Below are 20432 nucleotides of genomic sequence, written 5' to 3' on the forward strand. Positions count from 1 at the left end.
GCTACGAGCAAAATAAGCGACCTGCCTTTCTTGTTGAACGTCAGGTAGGCGACCCACTTCAGGTTGGTGCATAGAAACAAGGTATAGAGCGCGATCAGACCCAGCAGCGGCATGAAGATCAGGCTGCTGTAGTTGAAGTTGAGCAGTGTGAGAAGCAGCGTAGCAAAGAGCAGGATCTCGTACCAGTCCCAGGCGATCTGGATAAACTTGTTCTTATGGTAGAGTATCAACTGTCGCCACACATAGAAAGCCTTTGCCAGGAACAGCACCAGTAAGCCAAAGTTTACCTGATACACCATGTGCAGCAGCAGTGGCGACTGCACGTTGGAATAGTTGGTAACCATGCGGTACACCATATACAAGGCAACACTCAGGTAGGCGGCTATACCTCCTTTGGCAAAGATGTTCCAGAGATAACCGATGAAGTCGATGCCTTTAAGATTGTCAGCACTCATGCGCTGGAAGCCAAAGACAGAAACGATGAAAACGACGATCAGGAAGTTGTTGACAAAAGGCAGATCCAGGCCATTGGAGCTTTCCTGCCGCAAGCTCTCTGCCGCCAACAGCACATTAGCCAGCAGGAGCGACCAGCTGACCAGAGCCGAAGTAATAAATAGAGATTTCGCGTTGGTTCTATAAAGCATAAAACGGAAAACCGTGCTTAGTTTTATCGGCGACAGAAAATGGCTTGCCCGAGACTTTATCAGTTTGTAAGGTAAGAAAAATTTTTGCTCTTTGGCCAAGTTGTCGAGGTGAGTTTTTAAAGAACAACTTGCATAACGTAAAAAAGAAGAAGTAGGTTAGCAAAAGGCCAACCTACTTCTTTTATTGTTGTGTTATGAAATGACTAGCGGCTGTAGTTTGGAGCCTCGCGCATGATCTGTACATCGTGCGGGTGACTTTCACGCAAACCAGCCCCTGTTATTTTTACCATCTTGGCGCTTTGGAGCGCAGGTATAGTCGGGGTGCCGCAATAGCCCATACCGGCGCGGATGCCTCCCACCAGTTGGTAGATCACCTCTGATACCAGGCCTTTATAGGCCACGCGGCCTACTATACCTTCCGGCACCAGTTTCTTGCTGTCTTTTTCGTTGCCCTGGAAGTAGCGGTCTTTCGAACCCTCTTCCATTGCCTCAATAGAACCCATGCCGCGGTACGTCTTAAACTTACGTCCCTCGTAGATGATCATCTCACCTGGCGCCTCTTCGGTACCAGCCAACAGAGAACCCACCATCACAGTGCTTGCACCTCCGGCCAGCGCCTTTACAATATCACCCGAGAATTTAATGCCACCGTCTGCAATCACCGGCACATCCGTACCCTCCAGACCTCTGGCGGCTTCCATCACAGCAGAGAGCTGCGGTACGCCTATACCTGCAATCACGCGGGTAGTACAGATACTGCCCGGGCCAACGCCTACTTTCACGGCATCGGCTCCTGCATCTGCCAGTGCCTTCGCACCTTCGGCAGTAGCTACGTTACCTGCAATCACATCCAGGTTAGGGAAGTTGTCTTTGATCTTGCGCACTACATCCAGCACACCTTTGGAGTGACCGTGGGCTGTGTCAACGCTGATTACGTCCACGCCAGCTTCTACCAATGCTTTGATGCGGTCCATCACGTCTGGCGTTACGCCCACGGCGGCACCTACACGCAAACGGCCGTACTCGTCTTTGCAGGCATTCGGACGGTCTTTCTTCTTCAGAATGTCTTTGTAAGTGATCAAACCCACAAGGTTGCCCTCACCATCTACTACCGGCAGTTTCTCGATCTTATATTGCTGCAGAATGTCTTCGGCCTTAGCCAGGTCAGTGCCTTTCTCGGCTGTGATGAGGTTTTCGGTCGTCATCACGGCTCTTACGGGCTGAGTCAGGTCCTTCTCGAAACGCAGGTCGCGGTTGGTCAGGATGCCGGTGAGCTTGCCCTTGCCATTGGTGATCGGTATACCCCCGATCTTGTTCTCTGACATGATGCGAACGGCATCGCCGAGCGTTGCATCTTCCTCCAACGTGATCGGGTCGAGGATCATGCCGCTTTCAGAGCGCTTCACTTTGCGCACCTGCTCAGCCTGCGCCTTGATCGACATGTTTTTATGGATAATACCGATGCCTCCTTCCTGTGCCATAGCGATCGCGAGTTCAGCCTCGGTTACAGTATCCATAGCGGCAGAAAGCAACGGGATGTTGATTCTTATGTTGCGTGTAAGCTGTGTGGAAGTATCAGTGTTGTGGGGGAGCACCTCGGAGTAGGCCGGGAGCAGAAGCACGTCGTCGTAGGTGAGTGCCTCAAATACAATTTTGGATTGATCAGCGATCATGGCAAATAAATTAGGGGTCCTTATTTGCCGCGTAAAATTACATAAATTAATCCGGATAATTTAGCAAGAGCTGCGAGAAAATTATTCAAAACCTGCTATACGGCTCCCATCAGAAATATTTTAAATCGTTAATAATTGTTCAGAACTGCTTGCGGGGAAATGCTACAGAAGAAGAAAGAGAACGCCTGACTTCAGCAGGTATAGCGCTATACTTAGTACACGCGCATGGTGGGATCTACCTGTGTAGCCCAGGCATGAATGCCGCCTTTTAGATTAAGCAGATTGTCGTAGCCGAGGCGCTGGGTGAGGTAGTTGATGGCCTGTGCGCTGCGGAAGCCATGATGGCAAACCATGACCACCGGTATGTCGCGCCGGACGCGGTTCACCTGCTTGGGCAAGTCCCCTAAAGGGATGAGTTCTCCACCCAGGTTGCATATCTCAAACTCCACAGGCTCACGCACATCTACAATCTGCAGTTCGGCGCTGCGGCTTAGTCTCTCTTTCAGTTCCTGTGCTGTGATCTCATCCATAATAATAAGGCTCCTGTCTTTGCTATACCTTTAGCTTTGGCGTTTTGGTTTCGATTTACAAACTTAGCAACAAATTAGCCTAAAACATGGGCTTACACAGGTATAGATGACAGATTTTTACAATAGCATTCTGGAAGGATTACAGGGCATGAGCCTGATCGAAGTGGTAGGCGTGATCACAGGTATAGCCGGGGTGTGGCTGGCCGCCAAACAGAGTATCTGGACCTGGCCCATCAGTGTGGTGAGTGTGACAGCTTACGTGTTCATTTTCTACGATGCCCGCCTCTACGCCGACATGGGGCTAAACGCCTTTTACATCATCACGAGTTTTTATGGCTGGTACGAATGGCTTTACGGCGGCAAAGGGCATACCGAGCGCAAAGTCACCAACGTTAGGCAACAAGAGTTGTGGGTGTTAATTGCGCTGGTGGTAGCTTTCACAGGCGGCCTGGGTTATTTTCTTGACAACTATACCGACGCCGATTTGTCCTATACCGACTCGGCCACTACAGCTGTGAGTCTAATGGCCTACTGGCTGATGGCCAAAAAGCGCCTGGAGAACTGGTTGGTGTGGCTGGCGGTGGATGTGGTGTATGTGGGAGTTTATGCTTATAAGGAGCTATACTTGACAGCTTTTCTGTATTTTATTTTCCTGATCCTGGCCACAATAGGCTACCTGGACTGGAAACGGGACATGGAAAAGGAAGCTGTAGCTCATGTTACAAAGTGATTGTTAGAAATGTCCTGTTTTATGTTTCTATCTTATGCAGTCATGGCATGGTATGTGCCGTACATGAGTGTAGCTGAGGCAATCGTTGAATTTTAGTGCGCCAAAGTATGCGAGTACCTATGTTCCACGCTACAACGACACTATGTATGAAGAACCACAAGATTGAATTGCCGGACGAACTCAAGTATGAGAACCGTATGAAATGGGGCTACGAGTCTCCAGACGAAAGCCCCAAGCGCCTGCTGCTATGCCAGCACGGCGATAGGCACCCCAAAGAGGTGGAGGTGTATAATTTCTATGATTATAGCTTCACTGAGAATTAAGTATTTGCCTGTATTAACTGTCCAGGCTGTAGTATAAAAAAAGGATACATAATCTATGTATCCTTTTTTTATACTTTGATTGCATCAGATCGTTCTATGGATTTGGTTTGTATCGTTGCTTACCCTCCGCATATATCCGCCTACCTACTATGATATGTAGTAAACTATAAATAGCAAAAATCCATCTATTTTTTAAGATCTAATAGTGTATTAGGTTGAGGTTTAGCTAGTTGGCGGCTAGTTAAAGGGGTGCCGTCTGCAAACTAATATAAAACTGCTCCTACCTCTTCTTGCTTATCCTATAAGCTATTGGTGAATGCGCTCGTATCGCCAGAATCTGATCTCAAATTAATGAATGCTCAAAATTGTTTAAACCAACCAACTATGTAAAACGCACACTACCTGTAATGTTGATTTGTAATTGAGATGGAGAGGTGGATAGTGATAGATTTTAATATAGTCGGTGCATACAAGCTTAATCAGTAAATCAGACAAAACAACGGTAATAGTTAAACTACTTAAAAAGGAATAGCAGTAGGAGGCTGTTGAATAAGGCTGCCGCCAGTGGGTACTGTACCTGCTGGCGGCAGTTTTTTTATGGCAGGTCCTGTGATGGCGACTTTCATCATAATTGCCCTACCTTTGCGGTATGCTGAAAGTCGCCATCACAGGGCCTGAGTCTACGGGTAAATCTACGCTGTCGCAGCAGTTGGCCGCGCACTACAACACAGTGTGGGTGCCGGAGTATGCACGCACCTATATCGAAGATTTGGCTAGGCCCTATACCTTGCAAGACCTTGAGGAGATCGCCAAAGGGCAATTGGCTTTGGAGGCACAGGTGCAGCAGGAGGCAGGCCGCATTTTGTTCTCTGATACCGACCTGCTGGTGATCAAAATCTGGAGTGAGCATGCCTTTGGGCAGTGCCCTGACTGGGTGCTTCAAAAACTAAAAGAGCAGGATTATAACCTTTACCTGCTGATGGGCGTTGATTTGCCGTGGGAGCCTGATCCGCAGCGAGAGCATCCGCATTTGCGCCAGTACTTTTATGATTGGTACAAACGAGAGTTGGAGGCGCTGCAAGTGCCCTATCTGGAGATCAGCGGACAGCACGAAGACCGGCTCGAAAAGGCAATCGGGCGTGTCGATGCATTGCTCCGGCAACATACCTAAACCTATACCTGACCATGCTATACTATTTGCAGAATTATAACTTTAAAGTGGGCGTCGAAAGCAAAGGCGCCGAGTTGCAGCATTTCATCAAGTTGGATGAGCAGCTGGAATTTATCTGGCAGGCTGATCCGGCAATCTGGGGTAGTCACGCACCTAACCTTTTCCCGATTGTGGGGGAACTGCCCGAAGGTACCTATACCTACGAAGATGAGATTTTCGCATTGAAGCGCCATGGCTTTGCGCGCCACAAGGAGTTTAAACTGATAGAGCAGGAAGATGACAAGTTGGTGTTCGAACTTGATGACGATGAAGAAACCTACCAGGTATACCCCTTTAAGTTCAGGCTCCTGATCGCTTATAAGCTGGAGAATAACAAGCTGTCGGTAACATACCAAGTTTTTAACCGCGACAGCAAGGGCATGTACTTTTCCATTGGCGGCCATCCGGGTTTCAATGTGCCGCTTTACGGTGGGGAACGCTACGAAGACTACTTTATCGAATTTGAGAAAGAGGAAACGCTGCACCGCTACCTGCTGACCGATGATGGCCTGCAGAGTGGCGACACAGAAAAGGTATTGGAGCATGATCGGGTATTGCCTCTCAAGCACAGCTATTTTGACAAAGATGCCCTGGTGTTCAAAAACCTGAATTCTGATAAGCTTTCATTGGGAAGCCGCACCAACCAGCGGCGCATCGAGATGACGTTCGAAGGTTTTCCATACTTGGGCATTTGGGCGAAGCCGGGACCATCGCCTTATGTGTGCATCGAGCCCTGGTGCGGTATTGCGGGCCGAGACGGGGAGTCCGGGGAAATCGATAAAAAGGAGGGCATCAATCTACTTAGTCCCAAGCATGTATTTGAGCGTACTTTTACTTTGGAAGTCTTATAATCAAATTGAAAGAACTTCAATCAAAAAGTCCCCTGCTGTATTTTTCGAGCAGGGGACTTTTTGTTTTCATTGCAGGGAAGGTTCCGGAAACTTGGGAACCTTGATGCGTCTCAGGTCATATTGCGGTTCATAATCATTGATGGGCAATGATATGCCGGGTGGCAGGTCCAGATCTGGCAGATCGTCGCCTAGTGGCTCGCCTCCATCGTCATCATTATCAGTAGAGGAAGACCCTCTGAATTTTTTGCGTGGAGCGAAAGCGTAATATGCCAGTATCGTTAGCAGTGCTAAAGTATACAGTAAGCTGATCATCATCACATTTCTTCTTAAACTCTAAAATTGGTTCAGCCGGCCTATTTTCCTGGCAATTCCTACTTGGTATGAGCGGGTGCTTGAAAATGTGCCTTGTATTGTTTTCAACGTAGTTTGCCCGCATGTGGTTATCGGCTTTTGTTAAAATAAAATTGCACTTAACTACTTGATACAGTGGGTTAGCCATAAATTGCCCTGGTCCGTTTTGTTTTCACAGAAAATCAGCCATACCTTTACAGCAGTTTAGGGGTGCCTTATAACAACGGGCTGAGATCATACCCATTGAACCTGATCCGGATAATGCCGGCGAAGGGAAAAACGCGGGGAAACAATGTAGCAGGCTGCCGGCCCCAGGCAGGTCTGTATGTTTCAACTTATTCTTTTCTTACACACCAATGAAAAAATTACTGATTGTGATGGCAGTCGTACTGTTGCCGTTGCAGTTGCTTGCTCAGTACCAACTGAGCGGCTACGTAACCGATGCTGTCAAAAACGAAGCGCTGGCGGGAGCCACCGTTGTACTGGCTGGCAGCAACCAAGTCACCGTATCTGGCCAGGATGGCCGTTATCAATTCCAAAACCTGCCCGAAGGCGAGTATACCCTGCAGGTTTCTTATCTGGGCTACAACAAAGCCAGCAGACAAATCAGGCTGATCGTCGACACAAGCGTGAACATGGCGCTGCAACCGGCTAGTGTAAGCACTGGTGAAGTGCTCGTGTCGTCTACCCGTGCCAACGAGCGAACAGGTACTACTTTCACGAACGTGACGCGCGAAGAGATAGCCGAACGCAACTTCGGTCAGGATCTGCCATACCTGTTGGAGCAAGTGCCCTCTGTCGTGGTAAACTCTGACGCCGGCGCCGGCGTGGGCTATACCGGTATACGCATTCGTGGCTCCGATATCACGCGCATCAACGTAACCGTGAATGGTATACCTGTGAATGACTCCGAAAGCCACGGTACCTTCTTTGTGAATATGCCGGATTTTGCCTCTTCAGTGGAGGACATGCAGGTGCAACGCGGTGTGGGTACATCCACCAATGGTGCGGGTGCCTTCGGAGCGAGCATTAACATCCAAACCCAAAAGGTGCGCCGTGAGGCCTATGCCGAAACCGACAACAGCTACGGTTCTTTTAACACCTGGAAGAACAATGTGCGCTTCGGAACGGGCCTGATCAATGGCAAATTCGCTTTCGATGGCCGTCTGTCACGCATCAAGTCGGATGGCTACATCGACCGAGCCTTCTCTGATCTGAAATCCATGTACTTCTCGGGTGGCTACTATGGCGATAAGACGACGGTGAAGTTTGTGACTTTCTCGGGCCAGGAGCAAACCTACCAGGCCTGGTATGGCACACCGGAAGCGTTGGTATACGGCAACGAGGCAGATCTGCAGGCCTATATCGATCGCAACGGCATTACAGGTAGTGACCTCGAGAATCTGCGCACTGCTGGTCGCCGGTATAACTACTATACCTACGACAACGAAACCGACAACTATCAGCAGGACCACTACCAGTTGCATCTGTCGCATGACTTCTCGCCGGAGCTGACTTTCTCCGGAGCGCTGCACTATACCTATGGCCGTGGCTACTACGAGCAGTTCCGAAACAACGACCGCCTCTCCAACTATGGCTTACCCAATGTGCAGATCGGAGATCAGACCATCAGCCGTACCGACCTGATCCGCCGTCGCTGGCTCGACAACCACTTCTTTGGTGCCACTTATGCCTTCCAGTATGATCCGTCAGCCAGGCTAAGCGCTACACTGGGCGGTGCCGTCAACAGGTACGATGGCGACCACTTCGGTGAGGTGATCTGGGCTCGCTATGCTTCTACCTCCAACATCCGTGACCGCTACTACGACAACAATGCGGTGAAGACGGATTTCAACATCTTCGGTAAACTCACTTATAGCCTGACGGATCAGCTGAGTCTGTTTGGCGACATGCAGGTGCGCACAATCAACTATACCTTCGAGGGTATCGATAACAACTTCGAGAACCTGGAGCAGGAGGTGGATTATACCTTCTACAATCCGAAAGCAGGTATAAGCTACGAACTAAAGCCAGGACATCAACTATACGCCTCTTATGCCATAGGCAATCGCGAGCCGGTTCGCAAAGACTTTACCGAGTCTACTGCCGATAGCCGTCCGAAGCACGAGACACTGCGCAACCTGGAAGCCGGCTACCGTGGTCAGCTTGGATTGGGCGAACTGGCAGGGCGTACATTAAGCGCCAACGTGGAGGTAAATTACTTCTTCATGGATTACAAAAACCAACTGGTGCTGACCGGTGAGATCAATGACGTAGGCGCCTATACCCGTACGAACATTGATCGCAGTTACCGCCAAGGTATAGAGTTGGCTGGAGCAATGTGCCTGGGTAGCTTTGCGAGTCTGAGCAGCAACCTAAGCTACAGCCAGAACAAGTTGCGCGACTTCGAAGAATACATCGATGATTACGATGAAGGCGGCCAGGTGATGAACAGGTATAGCCAGGCTTCTATTGCTTTCTCTCCGGATTTTGTGTCGGCTACGCAACTGGAGGTAGAAGTGCTGAAAGGTTTGAAAGCTGCTTTTATCTATAAAACAGTAAGCAAGCAGTACCTGGACAATACCCAGAACGAAAGCCGCATCATACCTGCCTACCAGGTAGGGGATCTGCGTTTCCGCTACACTACTGGTTTCACAGGTGTCCTGAAAGGTCTTGAGCTTGGGCTACTGGTGAACAACATCTTCAACGAACGCTATGCTGCCAATGGCTATACCTACAGCTACAAAGCAGGAGGGGAGCTAACAACCGAAAACTTCTATTACCCACAGGCCACACGCAATTTTCTGGCTTCTGTCGGCTTAAGATTTTAACATAGATTGAGATTTTTTGGAAAGGCCCCGCCATTAGGTGGGGCTTTTTTTTGATCAGGATTTTAAATGATAGACAGGACTGCTATACCTAATGCGAGAGAACTCAATACGCTTGTTTTCTGCTTTATGGCATGCAACAATTGCATCGGGACGCTGTTAGCACTGAAGTAAATAGGTGCTCAAAAGACCTCACAGCGTCTCCAAAAACCTGTGAGTGTCTGTGCCGACGACGGTATTATAAACATACTGATTAAGTATTATCTTTTTCGCCAATGACAGGTTTTAGTTATACCTCCATTATGCCTACGCCGCGTAGCCAGCAAGACACTCTAGGGCTTCGGAGACACTGTGAGGTCTACGCACTACCCTCCCTCAGCATTTCAATCCTGAAAATCCGTTGGGGAAGGGGCCCTCTATTTTTATTCCTATAAATCCTGATTCAGAAAACTTGTTATATTTGCGTATTACCCTTTCCTTAAAACAACGAAATAAGCTATGGCCTACGAATCATCAGGAGCTCCTGACTACTATAACATTGACGATTTACTGACCGAGGAGCATCTCCTCATCCGCCATACCCTGCGTGACTTTGTGAAGAAAGAAATTTCTCCGAACATCGAGCAGTGGGCGCAGGATGCCCATTTCCCATCTGAGATTGTGAAGAAGTTTGGTGACGTGGGTGCTTTTGGCCCGACTATACCTGCCGAGTACGGTGGCGGCGGACTGGACTACATCAGTTACGGTATCATCATGCAGGAAATCGAGCGTGGCGACTCCGGTATGCGCTCTACCGCTTCGGTGCAGGGCTCGCTGGTGATGTACCCAATTTATGCCTACGGCTCAGAAGAGCAGCGCAAAAAGTACCTGCCTAAACTGGCGAGTGGTGAGTGGCTGGGTTGCTTCGGCCTGACCGAGCCTGACCATGGGTCCAACCCGGGCGGTATGACCACCAACATCAAAGACATGGGCGACCATTACCTGCTCAACGGTGCCAAGATGTGGATATCCAACTCACCGGAGAGCCAAGTGGCAGTAGTATGGGCCAAAAACGAAGAAGGTCGCATCAAAGGCCTGATCGTGGAGCGAGGTATGGAAGGTTTTTCTACCCCAGAGATTCACAATAAGTGGAGCCTGCGGGCCAGTTGCACCGGCGAACTGGTATTTGACAACGTGAAAGTCCCGAAAGAGAACCTCTTGCCAAATGTAGAGGGTTTGCGAGGTCCGTTGGGTTGCCTTGACTCTGCCCGTTACGGCATCGCTTGGGGTGCTATTGGAGTCGCCATTGACTGCTACGAGTCGGCCCGTAAGTATGCGATGGAGCGTATTCAGTTTGACAAACCAATTGGCGCATTCCAGCTCACACAGAAGAAACTGGCTGAAATGTTGACTGAGATCACGAAGGCTCAGTTGCTGGCCTGGAGGCTCGGTACTCTGAAGAATGAAGGTAAAGCGACCACACAGCAGATCTCGATGGCCAAGCGTAACAATGTGGACATGGCTTTGCAAATCGCACGCGAAGCACGCCAGATCCACGGGGGTATGGGCATTACGGGCGAGTACCCGATCATGCGCCACATGATGAACCTGGAGTCGGTGATCACTTACGAAGGTACACATGACATTCACCTGCTTATCACAGGGGCGGATATCACAGGTATACCGGCATTTAAGTAAGCTTATCCTTTTACTCAAAGCGAGGAGATTTATAAGTATAAGAAGGCAGCTGCGAAAGTGGCTGCCTTTACTTTTGCTAATATGGTTAGATATTTAATGATTTTCTATAAAATAATTAGCAAAATTCGTTAAATTCGTCGGCAGAAATGGAGCGAAAGCAAAGCTGAAACTGTTACCTTTAGGTATAGCTTTTAGCTACAATAATACAGTTTATTCTATGAGAGAAGATTATCTCACCGGTAGCAATGACTACATGTCGCCGGTTGAAAAAGACATTGATAAGGCGCTTCGTCCGCTGAGCTTTGCCGATTTTACGGGGCAGGCGAAGGTGGTGGAGAACCTCAAAATTTTTGTGCTGGCGGCCAAAAACCGTGGCGAGGCTTTGGACCACGTGCTTTTGCACGGACCTCCTGGCTTGGGTAAAACTACGCTGTCGCATATCATCGCTTCTGAGCTGGATGCAGGTATAAAAATGACCTCTGGCCCAGTACTGGATAAGCCGAGCGATCTGGCTGGTTTGCTGACCAACCTCGATGCCAACGATGTATTGTTCATCGACGAGATACACCGCCTCAACCCGATTGTGGAAGAGTACCTGTACTCAGCGATGGAAGACTACAAGATCGACATCATGCTCGACTCGGGACCTAACGCCCGTTCTGTGCAAATCAGTCTGAACCCCTTTACGCTGATAGGCGCTACGACGCGTTCAGGTTTGCTCACCTCACCGCTCCGTGCGCGTTTCAGTATCAACTCCCGCTTGGAGTATTATGATGCGGAATTGCTGACTTCTATTGTGAAGCGTTCTTCAGCCCTGTTGGGAGCGCCTATCCATGATGATGCCGCTTTTGAGATTGCCCGTCGTAGCCGTGGTACACCACGTATCGCTAATAACCTGCTGCGCCGTACCCGCGACTTCGCCCAGGTAAAAGGCAACGGTACCATTACCGTAGAGATCGCCAAGTTTGCCCTGAATGCGCTCGACGTAGACCACAACGGCCTGGATGATATGGACAACCGTATCCTGAGCACTATTATCGACAAGTTTAAGGGTGGTCCGGTCGGTTTGTCGACCATCGCGACGGCTTGTGGCGAAGAGTCTGAAACGATTGAAGAGGTATACGAGCCATTCCTAATCCAGGAAGGTTATATCAAGCGTACCTCACGCGGACGTGAAGCCACAGAAGCTGCTTACCGCCATCTGGGTAAGATTCCGCCGCAGCAGGTGGTAGCTGGCGGCTTGTTTGATCAAGCTGAATAAAAACTGTTTGTGATATATTTAAAACGGCAGGCCTTAGGTCTGCCGTTTTTATTTTGCAGGTATAGGAAGGGCTGAAAGTCTACTTTTGTTTAACAGCTTTATTTTATCCGCGTCCCGTTTTTCCAAATTCCCCAGACGTTGCTCAGGGATCCAATATCGCTTGTTAGATCACCTTCAACGAGTAAAAAATTAGCCTTGCTATTCTCCTTGATAAGTTGGTTCTCCAAAAACCTGAAGGCTATGGCTGGGTTGATAGTCGCCGTTTTTAACACCTCCAAATCACTTAGACCACAGGCCTTGAGCAATCTCAACTCTTCCAGTAGGGCATCATGGTAGTTTATACCCAGGTTAGGTGCATCTGTTCCTGCCAATAAGAGAATCTGGCTTTGATGTAGTCGATGTACTTCAGTCTGTATTTTCTCAAAAGGCAGGTGGTGCAAATTAAGTCCCTGTTGGTCGGCGTACTGCAGAAGTTTTTTTGTGGCGAATAAAGTTGGGATCACGAAAGGTTCTTGGGCAGTCAGTTGAGCCAATTGTTCTTCATCCATTGCACTGTCAAACCAGAGGTGAGCAAATCCATTGATCCTCAAATCGCTGATGGAAAGCGCATCGGCCAAGGTGGAAACATGCGCGATGGCTAACTTGTCATATTGATGGGAGGCCTTAATAAGTGCCCTGATGGTTTCAAAGTCTAAGGTAGATCGTAAGGGCTCCCGGATTATCTTGATATAATCAACGCTTTCATCGGCCCTATCACGAACAAAACGCTTTGCCTCGCCAATGTGGGAGACTGTGGGCACGGGATAACCTAGCTGCGTTCCATGGCCACCGGGAACTGTGGCGCCGGGCCCTGAGGTATAGTAAGTAGCGTAAGGTATAGAATCGTTAAATACCCGAAGTTGCTTCGCTTTTTCATTGGCTGTGTATAGGTCGAGCACTGTGCCTATACCTTGAGCCAGACTCTCTTTTAGATGCTGCGGTTCGTACACATGGGCATGCGCATTCACCAATAGCGGTATAATCGTCTTGCCTTTCCCATCCACCACAATTGCCGCTTCACCTGCTTCATGCTCTCCAATAGAGATAATAACACCATCCGAAATCAGTACATCGACCTGCTCCCGAACTGTTGAGCCGTCAAACAACCTAACCTGTTTTATTAACACAAGCTGGCTGTTGTTTCCACATCCAGAAAGTAAGACGCAGCACAAAAGGACCGCTATTATAAGGGCTTGCGTGAGAGCTCGGGAAAGCATGGCATTTTGTTGATAGAACAAGGCAAATGTATGCTATTCCGGTAATAAGTACATACTAGTGTTACTCTGTCTTCCTGATCTCCGCAATAACCTCTATTTCCAACACGGTATCTTCCTCAAACAGCCTCGATACCTGCACCCAGGTAGCGGCAGGGGTATGGGTTCCGTAGTATTTCCTGCGGATGGGCTGGCTTTTCTTGGCTGCCTCGATGTCTGTTGCATACAGGTTTTCCTTCACCACGTGGGTCAGGTCAAGTCCGTACTGCTTCAAGGTTAGTTCGATTGTCTGGTAAACACGCTCCATCGCTTTGTTCATATCGCCTTTCCCGACGGTGCCTGATAGGTATAGCATGTTGCCGCTGCGGTAAGCCTGGGCATAATTCCATTCCTGTTCGCCCTTGGGGTGCAAATGAAAGACTTTTCCATCCTGTAATTTCTGGCCCTGTGCCTGCACGGTATAAGCCAAGCCAATCAGAAAGGCGATCAGTAAGAGGAGATTCTTTTTCATAGTTGTGAAGCTTTTATAGGTTTCTTCTCCTATACCTAAGATTATGCCAACTCAGGAATTGTGCTCAGGAGAGCCACAAGCGTAATTTGAGTGTCAGCACGTCTGCTCAGTATGTTCAAAATAGTACAGCACTGTCCAAAAGCGGGCGATTAGGGCAGCATAAAAGCAAAAGGCATAGTGAGCTCGGCAAAATAGAAGGGAATCGGATTTATTTCTCCGTAAATTTGTTCTTCTCCAGGTATAGCTATACCTGAGCGACACGCATATTTTGAACAAAGCACAATACACATACCTCATCAAGCAGAAAGCACAGGAACTGGGCTTTATGTACTGCGGCGTTTCCAAGGCTGATTTTCTGGAAGAGGAGGCTCCACGGTTGGAGAACTGGCTGAAGCAGAACATGCACGGGCAGATGCACTACATGGAGAACCACTTCGATAAGCGATTGGACCCGCGCTTGTTGGTAGAGGGAGCCAAATCGGTGGTGTCGCTACTGCTTAACTACTACCCGGAGAAAGAAAATCAGCAGTCTGAGGAAGATACTTATAAAGTATCAAAGTACGCCTACGGCACTGATTACCACTTTGTGATCAAAGACAAGCTGAAGACGCTGCTAAACTATATCAACGAGGAGGTAGGAGAGGTAGGCGGTCGTTGCTTCGTAGACTCGGCCCCGGTGCTCGATAAGGCCTGGGCTAAGAAAAGCGGACTGGGTTGGGTTGGCAAGAACTCGAACCTGATCACACCACAGGTGGGCAGTTTCTACTTCATCGCCGAATTGATCATCGATCTGGAATTGGAATACGACGGTCCCATCAAAGACTATTGCGGTTCCTGCACCCGCTGCCTGGATGCCTGCCCGACTGATGCGATCGTGGCGCCTTATGTGGTAGACGGGAGTAAGTGCATCTCTTACTTCACCATTGAACTGAAAGACCAATTGCCACAGGAGATGAACGGGAAGTTTGGAAACTGGATATTTGGATGCGACATCTGCCAGGACGTTTGTCCCTGGAACCGGTTTAGCAAGCCACACCAGGAGCCTGCCTTTGAGCCGCACCCGCAGCTCAAGGAAATGAAAAAGTCGGACTGGGAGGAAATCACGCAGGAAGTCTTTGCGCAGCTGTTCAAGAAATCAGCTGTGAAACGAACAGGTTACAATGGCCTATTGCGCAATATCCGCTTTGTGGAGCAAGGCCCCGGTTCTCAGACCTGAGCTCTGGAGAAAACCTTGTTCAACACAAAGAGATACATCTCCGAAAACTTTTCATAGCACCATTGTTTCAGCTGTTTTAGCTCCTCTGGGATCAAAACCTTGAAGGCTTTTCTCAGTTCTTTTTCAAACAGCTTTCTGTCAAAGCTTACCTTCAACAAGATCGTTTTAACGTACTCCAGCATTTTTGTATATGGTAATTCGGTATTCTAATCTGATATACGAAATTAGTCTAAAAAGTTGATTCAGTTTTGATTAATTTGTAGAATTTTTAGTTAATCAGCTGATCTTGAATGATAATGCACTGACGATTTCTATCACTTAGCTACTAATAGAACGTTCATAAAAGGCTCGTATTTCACAGAAATGGGGAATCAGGGAAAGGTGCAAAAAATTGGAGGGGCGCTAAGAATTGGACAATAATATTCCGGTGGATAGCGACAAGAATTTGTAAATTTGCTATTATACCTGAATTATGCGCCTTACTTTCCTACTTGTGCTGTTATACCTGTCGGTATTGGTGCCTGCCTTTGCGCAGCAGGCCCGTATTGAGTTGGGGAAAAGTCCACTGCCGATCAACACCTACTTCACGGTTTCCATCAGACTGCAGGATCAGCAACTAAAAGACTACTCGCCTTTTCCGGAGATCGAAGGATTCAAAAAAAGTAATCGCTTCTCGTCCACCAAAACGGTCATAGCAGGAGGTAAAACCACCACCGTGCTCACCATTACCCAGAACTACGCAGCCCTGGCCGAAGGCGACTACGAACTAAAGCCGTTTCACATGACCGTGAATGGACAAGCTTTGCAATCTCCCGGCATGAAGATCAAAGTGGGGCCAATGGCTGCTGTCAGTCCGCAGGGGCCTGACCTGGTGATTCCACAGCAGCCGGAGCAGGGAGAAGAGCAGCCCCAGGAGTATGTAGATCAGGAGGACAATGCCTTTCTCACGCTTTATACCGACAAGAAAGAGGTATACGTGGGCGAGGGCCTGAACATAGTGCTCTACTTCTACCTGGCAGAGGAAGATCAACGGCTGCTTGATTTCCATGATTTTGGCAACCAGATAACGGGTATACTTCGCCAACTGAAACAGCCCAATGCCTGGGAGGAGGTGTTTGAAATAGACGAGGTGACTCCTGAGCAGGTGATCGTGCAGGGAAAGCCATACCTACGCTTCAGGCTATACGAAGCCGTGCTATACCCGCTCACAACTGAGCCGCTGCATTTCCCGAAGCTTTCATTGCGCATGCTCAAATACAAAGTGGCCGTCAATCCTACCCTGCTGGAAGATCGCCTTGAAGGGTACAAGACCTTCTTTGCCCGTGAGCGCATCATACCTGTCAAAGAACTGCCGCCGCACCCGCTGCGCGATGTAGTACCTGTGGGAGAATATACGTTGCGCGAAGGGCTGTCAAGCAAGTCAGTGCCGCTGAACAAAAGCTTTAGGTACATGTTTGAGCTGGAAGGGGAAGGCAATCTGGCTGCGATCATGCCTCCAAGCCCTACTACCACAGGGACGTTAGACTTCTATCCGCCCGATCTGCAGCAGGATATTACGTTGCGTGCCGGACGTGTGCAGGGTATGAAGCGTTTTAGCTATTCGGTGCTGGGTCGTGTGCCTGGCACTTATAATCTGGCCGGCGACTTTCAGTGGATTTACTTCAATCCGGTGACTGCTACCTACGATACACTGCGATCTGAGCTGAGTGTGACGGTAACAGGTATAGCCGATGCTGGTACCATGGTGCTGGCCCGCGACCTGGGGCCTTTTTACAAGATCATCGAAAACGAAGACCATACACTGGTTAGCATTTACCAGGATGAGGCCATTAAGCGCTATACCAACATCATTCTGCTGGTGCTTTTGGCTGTGTCAGGGTTTATCTTCTTAAAATACCGCAAAACCAAATGAGCAACACATACGGCAAGATTTTCAGAATAACCACCTTCGGGGAGTCCCACGGCCCAGCAGTGGGCGTGATCGTGGACGGCTGTCCGGCAGGTCTGGAGATAACCACAGACGAGATACAGGCTGCCCTTGACCGCCGTCGGCCAGGCCAGTCAGACATCACCACACCCCGCAAAGAAGAAGATAAGGTAACTATACTTTCAGGCGTGTTTGGAGGTCGTACCACAGGCACGCCTATTGCGATGGTGGTAGGCAACAAGGACCAGGCAAGCCACGATTACTCGCATGTGGCGCAGGCATTCCGGCCATCACATGCCGACTATACCTATACTGCCAAGTATGGCCTGCGCGACCACCGGGGCGGTGGCCGCAGCTCTGCCCGTGAAACCGTGGCACGTGTGGCGGCCGGTGCTTTGGCCGCTAAACTCCTGCAGCATTATGGCATCACGGTGCGCTCCTATGTGTCGCAGGTGGGCCATGTAAAGCTCCGCAAGCACTATACAAAGCTGGATTTGTCGCAGATCGACAGCAATAAGGTGCGCTGCCCTGATGGGAAAATTGCAGCCCGCATGATTGGCCTGATAGAAGATGCACGCGATAATCTGGATACCATTGGCGGCGTAGTGAGCTGCGTGGTACAGAGTGTGCCATCAGGCTTAGGAGAGCCAGTATTCGATAAGTTGCACGCCGAATTGGGCAAGGCCATGCTGAGCATCAATGCTGTAAAAGGCTTTGAGTACGGCAGTGGCTTTGAAGGTGTGAAGCTGCGCGGCTCGGAACACAACGACCAGTTCTATACCGACGAAGAAGGCAATGTGCGTACCCGTACCAACCACTCAGGAGGTATACAGGGGGGCATCAGCAATGGACAGGATATCTATTTCAATGTAGCCTTCAAACCAGTGGCAACCATCCTGAAGCCGCAGCAAACCATTAACGATGCCGGTGAGGAGATCACCCTGCAAGGCAAAGGCCGTCATGACCCCTGCGTGCTGCCACGGGCCGTGCCGATCGTAGATGCAATGGCTGCGCTCGTGCTGGCTGATTTTCTGTTGAGGCAGCGGGTGAATAAGTTGTAGCGTTCTTTTATACTCGTCACTGAAATTAAAAAGAGCCGCTCCCTTCATAAAGGAGCGGCTCTTCTATTATAGCTATACCTCTCGGTTTAGAACAGTCTCAGGTGCACCACCAGGAACCAAACCAGCAGGAAGATTGGAAGCAGGAATGGAATAGAGTAACGCAGGATGTAAGCGAAGAATGATGGCATTTTCACACCGGCACTTTCCGCAATCGCTTTTACCATGAAGTTAGGTCCGTTACCAATGTAAGTGAAGGCACCGAAAAGTACGGCTGCTAACGAGATGGCTTCGAGCTGAATCAATGTTTCCATACCTGCGGCAGAAGTACCGGCGGCAAACTGCCTAACATCCTCTACGTTGTTCTGAGCCAGGTCAAACTTGGCCATAGCCAGTGAAAGGAAGTTGGCATAAGTTGGGGCATTATCCAGGAAGCCAGATAGTGAGCCCGTTGCCCAGTACAAGAAGTTTGGAGTGATGAAGTTAGCGTAAGCAGGCGACGAGGCAATCTCGGCTGAAAGCTGCAGAGCTGGCATCATAGTAAAGAAGATACCGAAGAACAGGAACACTACTTCCAGAATAGGATGGAAGTTGAACTGGTTACCTGCCAGGGCTTCTTTGCTTGAGAAACGGAAGCACATGAAGGCAGCTGATAGCTGGATTATCTCACGGATGTAAGAGAACTTGTTGCCGTCGTAGTAGATGTGTGGCAGAGCATCGATCACGTTCGGGTCCAGGAATACGGCACCGATAATGATAGCCAGCCAGAACAGGTTACGACGACCTGTGAAGCTGAATTCTGTTTTGCCTGTGCTTGGCTCTGGTGTGTCGAGGTGAGCTACGATTTCATCTCCTTTGTTGCGGCTATCCACAAAATAGAACAGTGTGCAAAGCAGGATAATAGAGATTACCCACGGAATAAACAGGTGCTGTAGTGTCCAGAAGAACGGTACGCCTTTGATGAAGCCAATGAACAGCGGCGGATCACCAAGCGGCGTCAACAGACCACCCGCGTTACTCACAATAAAGATAAAGAATACGATCTGGTAAGGCTTGAGTCGGTGCGCGTTGAGGCGCATGAACGGACGAATCAGAAGTAGGGAAGCTCCTGTGGTACCAATGAAGTTGGCTAAAACAGCACCTACGGCTACCAGCGCCACGTTTATGAGTGGCGTTGCTTTGGCATTCACATTCAGGTATATACCGCCAGCCGCAATGTAAAGGGAGCTAAGCAGTACAGCGAATGTAAAATATTCGGCCAGGGTATGGGCAGGCATGTGTACATCGCCTAGCACAAACAGGTAGTAAGCCAACACGGTCAGACCAAGTGTAACGGCTATTTTCTTATAGTTGTGTTCCCAAAAGTGCCCGAAAAAGATAGGACCACTTGCAATAAGTCCGATCAGGAGCAGGAAAGGGATAATCAGAAAACCAGGAACGGCATGCTGCGCTTGCGCCAGCAGAATGTAGTTGTAAAGCATGTTAAACGTGCTGTGTGTTTAGTCGGGACAAAAATTTAACTGCGTCACAAAGTTACATTTTCTGGGCTAAATAGCTAACCAAATTGTTGTATAGACATCGCTAATGCGGCACGATACCTGCTCTATAGACAAGAAATGTACAAGTGTCTTGTTGTTTTGTGAGCTGTGCGCCTTTGCGAGGCACTATCACTTGTCAGAATAATTGAGTAATTTTGGAAACTTTAAGGCGCAGGCCTAAGTTTTAACATAAAACGCTGATATCCATGTTAGATAATAAAGAAAAGACAGTTTCGGTATATGCCGAAGCTAACCCGAACCCCGAGTCCATGAAGTTTGTGATGAACGTAGGCCTTCTGCCAGACGGCCAGAGCGTGGACTATCCTAATTTAGAGAGCGCTGCTGATTCACCTTTGGCACAAGAGCTCTTCAATTTTGATTATGTGTCTCGTGTGTTCATCGCCAGCAACTTCGTGACAGTAACCAAAGCCGCTAACATCGAGTGGGTGAAGCTTATACCTGAGCTGCGCACCTTCCTGAAGTCGTATGTAGAGGCAGGTGGCCCGATCTTCGTTGAAGGTTTCCAGGCAAACAAGCCAGCCACAAGCACTGAATCAAACGGAGAGGTGTCTGATGACGATGCTGCAATCGCGAAGAAAGTAACTGACCTGCTGGAAAACTATGTGCGTCCGGCTGTAGAGCAGGATGGTGGTAACATCTCCTTCAAGTCCTACAAAGACGGTGTGGTAACTGTACACCTGCAAGGTTCTTGCAGCGGTTGTCCATCTGCCACTGTTACACTGAAGGCTGGTATTGAGAACCTGCTGAAGCGCATGGTTCCTGAAGTACAGGAAGTAGTGGCTGACGGTGTGACGATCTAAGCAAGCCCTGCACTATAAAATATAAAGGCC

The 20432-nt window shown here is 49.1% G+C and carries 18 protein-coding genes, 1 pseudogene and 1 riboswitch; of the genes and pseudogenes, 11 read left to right on the forward strand and 8 right to left on the reverse strand.

The window, feature by feature from the left end:
* The 3 genes and pseudogenes from I0P70_RS00005 to I0P70_RS00015 all read right to left on the reverse strand — a co-directional run.
* Positions 1 to 644, reverse strand: a pseudogene (locus I0P70_RS00005) (serine/threonine protein phosphatase); the annotation flags it as partial.
* 203 nt (positions 645 to 847) lie between these two features.
* On the reverse strand, positions 848 to 2317 hold the full coding sequence (gene guaB / locus I0P70_RS00010) for an IMP dehydrogenase (RefSeq protein WP_007657832.1): 1470 nt from the start codon (positions 2315 to 2317) through the stop codon (positions 848 to 850).
* A 212-nt stretch (positions 2318 to 2529) separates the two neighbouring features.
* Entirely contained in the window at positions 2530 to 2847 is a 318-nt protein-coding gene (locus I0P70_RS00015) for a rhodanese-like domain-containing protein (RefSeq protein ID WP_196114216.1), read from the reverse strand.
* A gap of 106 nt (positions 2848 to 2953) precedes the next feature.
* Here I0P70_RS00015 and pnuC point away from each other — a divergent pair, with 106 nt between their 5' ends.
* The 4 genes from pnuC to I0P70_RS00035 all read left to right on the forward strand — a co-directional run bounded on the left by pnuC (position 2954) and on the right by I0P70_RS00035 (position 5961).
* Entirely contained in the window at positions 2954 to 3577 is a 624-nt protein-coding gene (gene pnuC / locus I0P70_RS00020; RefSeq protein WP_196114217.1) for a nicotinamide riboside transporter PnuC, read from the forward strand.
* A gap of 146 nt (positions 3578 to 3723) precedes the next feature.
* Complete coding sequence (locus I0P70_RS00025) at positions 3724 to 3900, forward strand: hypothetical protein (protein WP_196114218.1); 177 nt, start codon at positions 3724 to 3726, stop codon at positions 3898 to 3900.
* Between the two features lie 649 nt (positions 3901 to 4549).
* Positions 4550 to 5071, forward strand: a complete 522-nt coding sequence (locus tag I0P70_RS00030; protein ID WP_196114219.1) for an AAA family ATPase — start codon at positions 4550 to 4552, stop codon at positions 5069 to 5071.
* Between the two features lie 14 nt (positions 5072 to 5085).
* Positions 5086 to 5961 carry an aldose 1-epimerase family protein gene (locus I0P70_RS00035; RefSeq protein WP_196114220.1) on the forward strand — a complete coding sequence of 292 codons (876 nt, stop codon included), beginning with the start codon at positions 5086 to 5088 and terminating at the stop codon, positions 5959 to 5961.
* 66 nt (positions 5962 to 6027) lie between these two features.
* On the opposite strand, the gene I0P70_RS00040 is transcribed toward I0P70_RS00035, so the two are convergent.
* Entirely contained in the window at positions 6028 to 6276 is a 249-nt protein-coding gene (locus I0P70_RS00040; RefSeq protein ID WP_007654857.1) for a hypothetical protein, read from the reverse strand.
* Between the two features lie 232 nt (positions 6277 to 6508).
* Positions 6509 to 6606: riboswitch (TPP riboswitch) on the forward strand.
* A 62-nt stretch (positions 6607 to 6668) separates the two neighbouring features.
* Between I0P70_RS00040 and I0P70_RS00045 the strand changes: the two genes are divergently transcribed.
* The 3 genes from I0P70_RS00045 (at position 6669) to ruvB (ending at position 12078) form a co-directional block, all read left to right on the forward strand.
* A complete protein-coding gene (locus I0P70_RS00045) occupies positions 6669 to 9143 on the forward strand; it encodes a TonB-dependent receptor (protein ID WP_196114221.1) in 2475 nt (824 codons plus the stop codon).
* Positions 9144 to 9638: 495 nt separating this feature from the next.
* Positions 9639 to 10817, forward strand: a complete 1179-nt coding sequence (locus I0P70_RS00050; RefSeq protein WP_196114222.1) for an acyl-CoA dehydrogenase family protein — start codon at positions 9639 to 9641, stop codon at positions 10815 to 10817.
* Positions 10818 to 11034: 217 nt separating this feature from the next.
* Entirely contained in the window at positions 11035 to 12078 is a 1044-nt protein-coding gene (gene ruvB, locus I0P70_RS00055) for a Holliday junction branch migration DNA helicase RuvB (RefSeq protein ID WP_196114223.1), read from the forward strand.
* 98 nt (positions 12079 to 12176) lie between these two features.
* Here ruvB and I0P70_RS00060 read toward each other — a convergent pair whose 3' ends face one another.
* Both I0P70_RS00060 and I0P70_RS00065 read right to left on the reverse strand, forming a co-directional pair.
* A complete protein-coding gene (locus tag I0P70_RS00060; RefSeq protein ID WP_196114224.1) occupies positions 12177 to 13223 on the reverse strand; it encodes an amidohydrolase family protein in 1047 nt (348 codons plus the stop codon).
* 172 nt (positions 13224 to 13395) lie between these two features.
* A complete protein-coding gene (locus I0P70_RS00065; RefSeq protein ID WP_196114225.1) occupies positions 13396 to 13842 on the reverse strand; it encodes a RidA family protein in 447 nt (148 codons plus the stop codon).
* A gap of 268 nt (positions 13843 to 14110) precedes the next feature.
* On the opposite strand from I0P70_RS00065, the gene queG reads away from it, so the two are divergent.
* A complete protein-coding gene (queG, locus tag I0P70_RS00070; protein ID WP_230391897.1) occupies positions 14111 to 15058 on the forward strand; it encodes a tRNA epoxyqueuosine(34) reductase QueG in 948 nt (315 codons plus the stop codon).
* Here the strand turns inward: queG and I0P70_RS21255 are convergent.
* Entirely contained in the window at positions 15049 to 15240 is a 192-nt protein-coding gene (locus I0P70_RS21255; RefSeq protein WP_007653987.1) for a hypothetical protein, read from the reverse strand. The two genes, queG and I0P70_RS21255, sit on opposite strands and share 10 nt — an antisense overlap.
* Before the next feature lie 290 nt (positions 15241 to 15530).
* Here I0P70_RS21255 and I0P70_RS00075 point away from each other — a divergent pair, with 290 nt between their 5' ends.
* The gene (locus I0P70_RS00075) at positions 15531 to 16970 is read left to right on the forward strand and encodes a BatD family protein (RefSeq protein ID WP_196114226.1); all 1440 of its coding nucleotides are present in this window, start codon (positions 15531 to 15533) and stop codon (positions 16968 to 16970) included.
* Positions 16967 to 18046: a chorismate synthase gene (gene aroC / locus I0P70_RS00080; RefSeq protein WP_196114227.1), complete on the forward strand. Its 1080-nt coding sequence runs from the start codon at positions 16967 to 16969 to the stop codon at positions 18044 to 18046. Before I0P70_RS00075 ends, aroC begins: the two co-directional genes overlap by 4 nt.
* A gap of 86 nt (positions 18047 to 18132) precedes the next feature.
* Here aroC and I0P70_RS00085 read toward each other — a convergent pair whose 3' ends face one another.
* Positions 18133 to 19524 carry a sodium:proton antiporter gene (locus I0P70_RS00085; protein ID WP_196114228.1) on the reverse strand — a complete coding sequence of 464 codons (1392 nt, stop codon included), beginning with the start codon at positions 19522 to 19524 and terminating at the stop codon, positions 18133 to 18135.
* A gap of 263 nt (positions 19525 to 19787) precedes the next feature.
* Here I0P70_RS00085 and I0P70_RS00090 point away from each other — a divergent pair, with 263 nt between their 5' ends.
* A complete protein-coding gene (locus I0P70_RS00090; protein WP_196114229.1) occupies positions 19788 to 20402 on the forward strand; it encodes a NifU family protein in 615 nt (204 codons plus the stop codon).
* Positions 20403 to 20432: the final 30 nt, after the last annotated feature.

It is taken from the genome of Pontibacter sp. FD36 (assembly GCF_015686655.1).
Classification (GTDB): Bacteria; Bacteroidota; Bacteroidia; order Cytophagales; family Hymenobacteraceae; genus Pontibacter.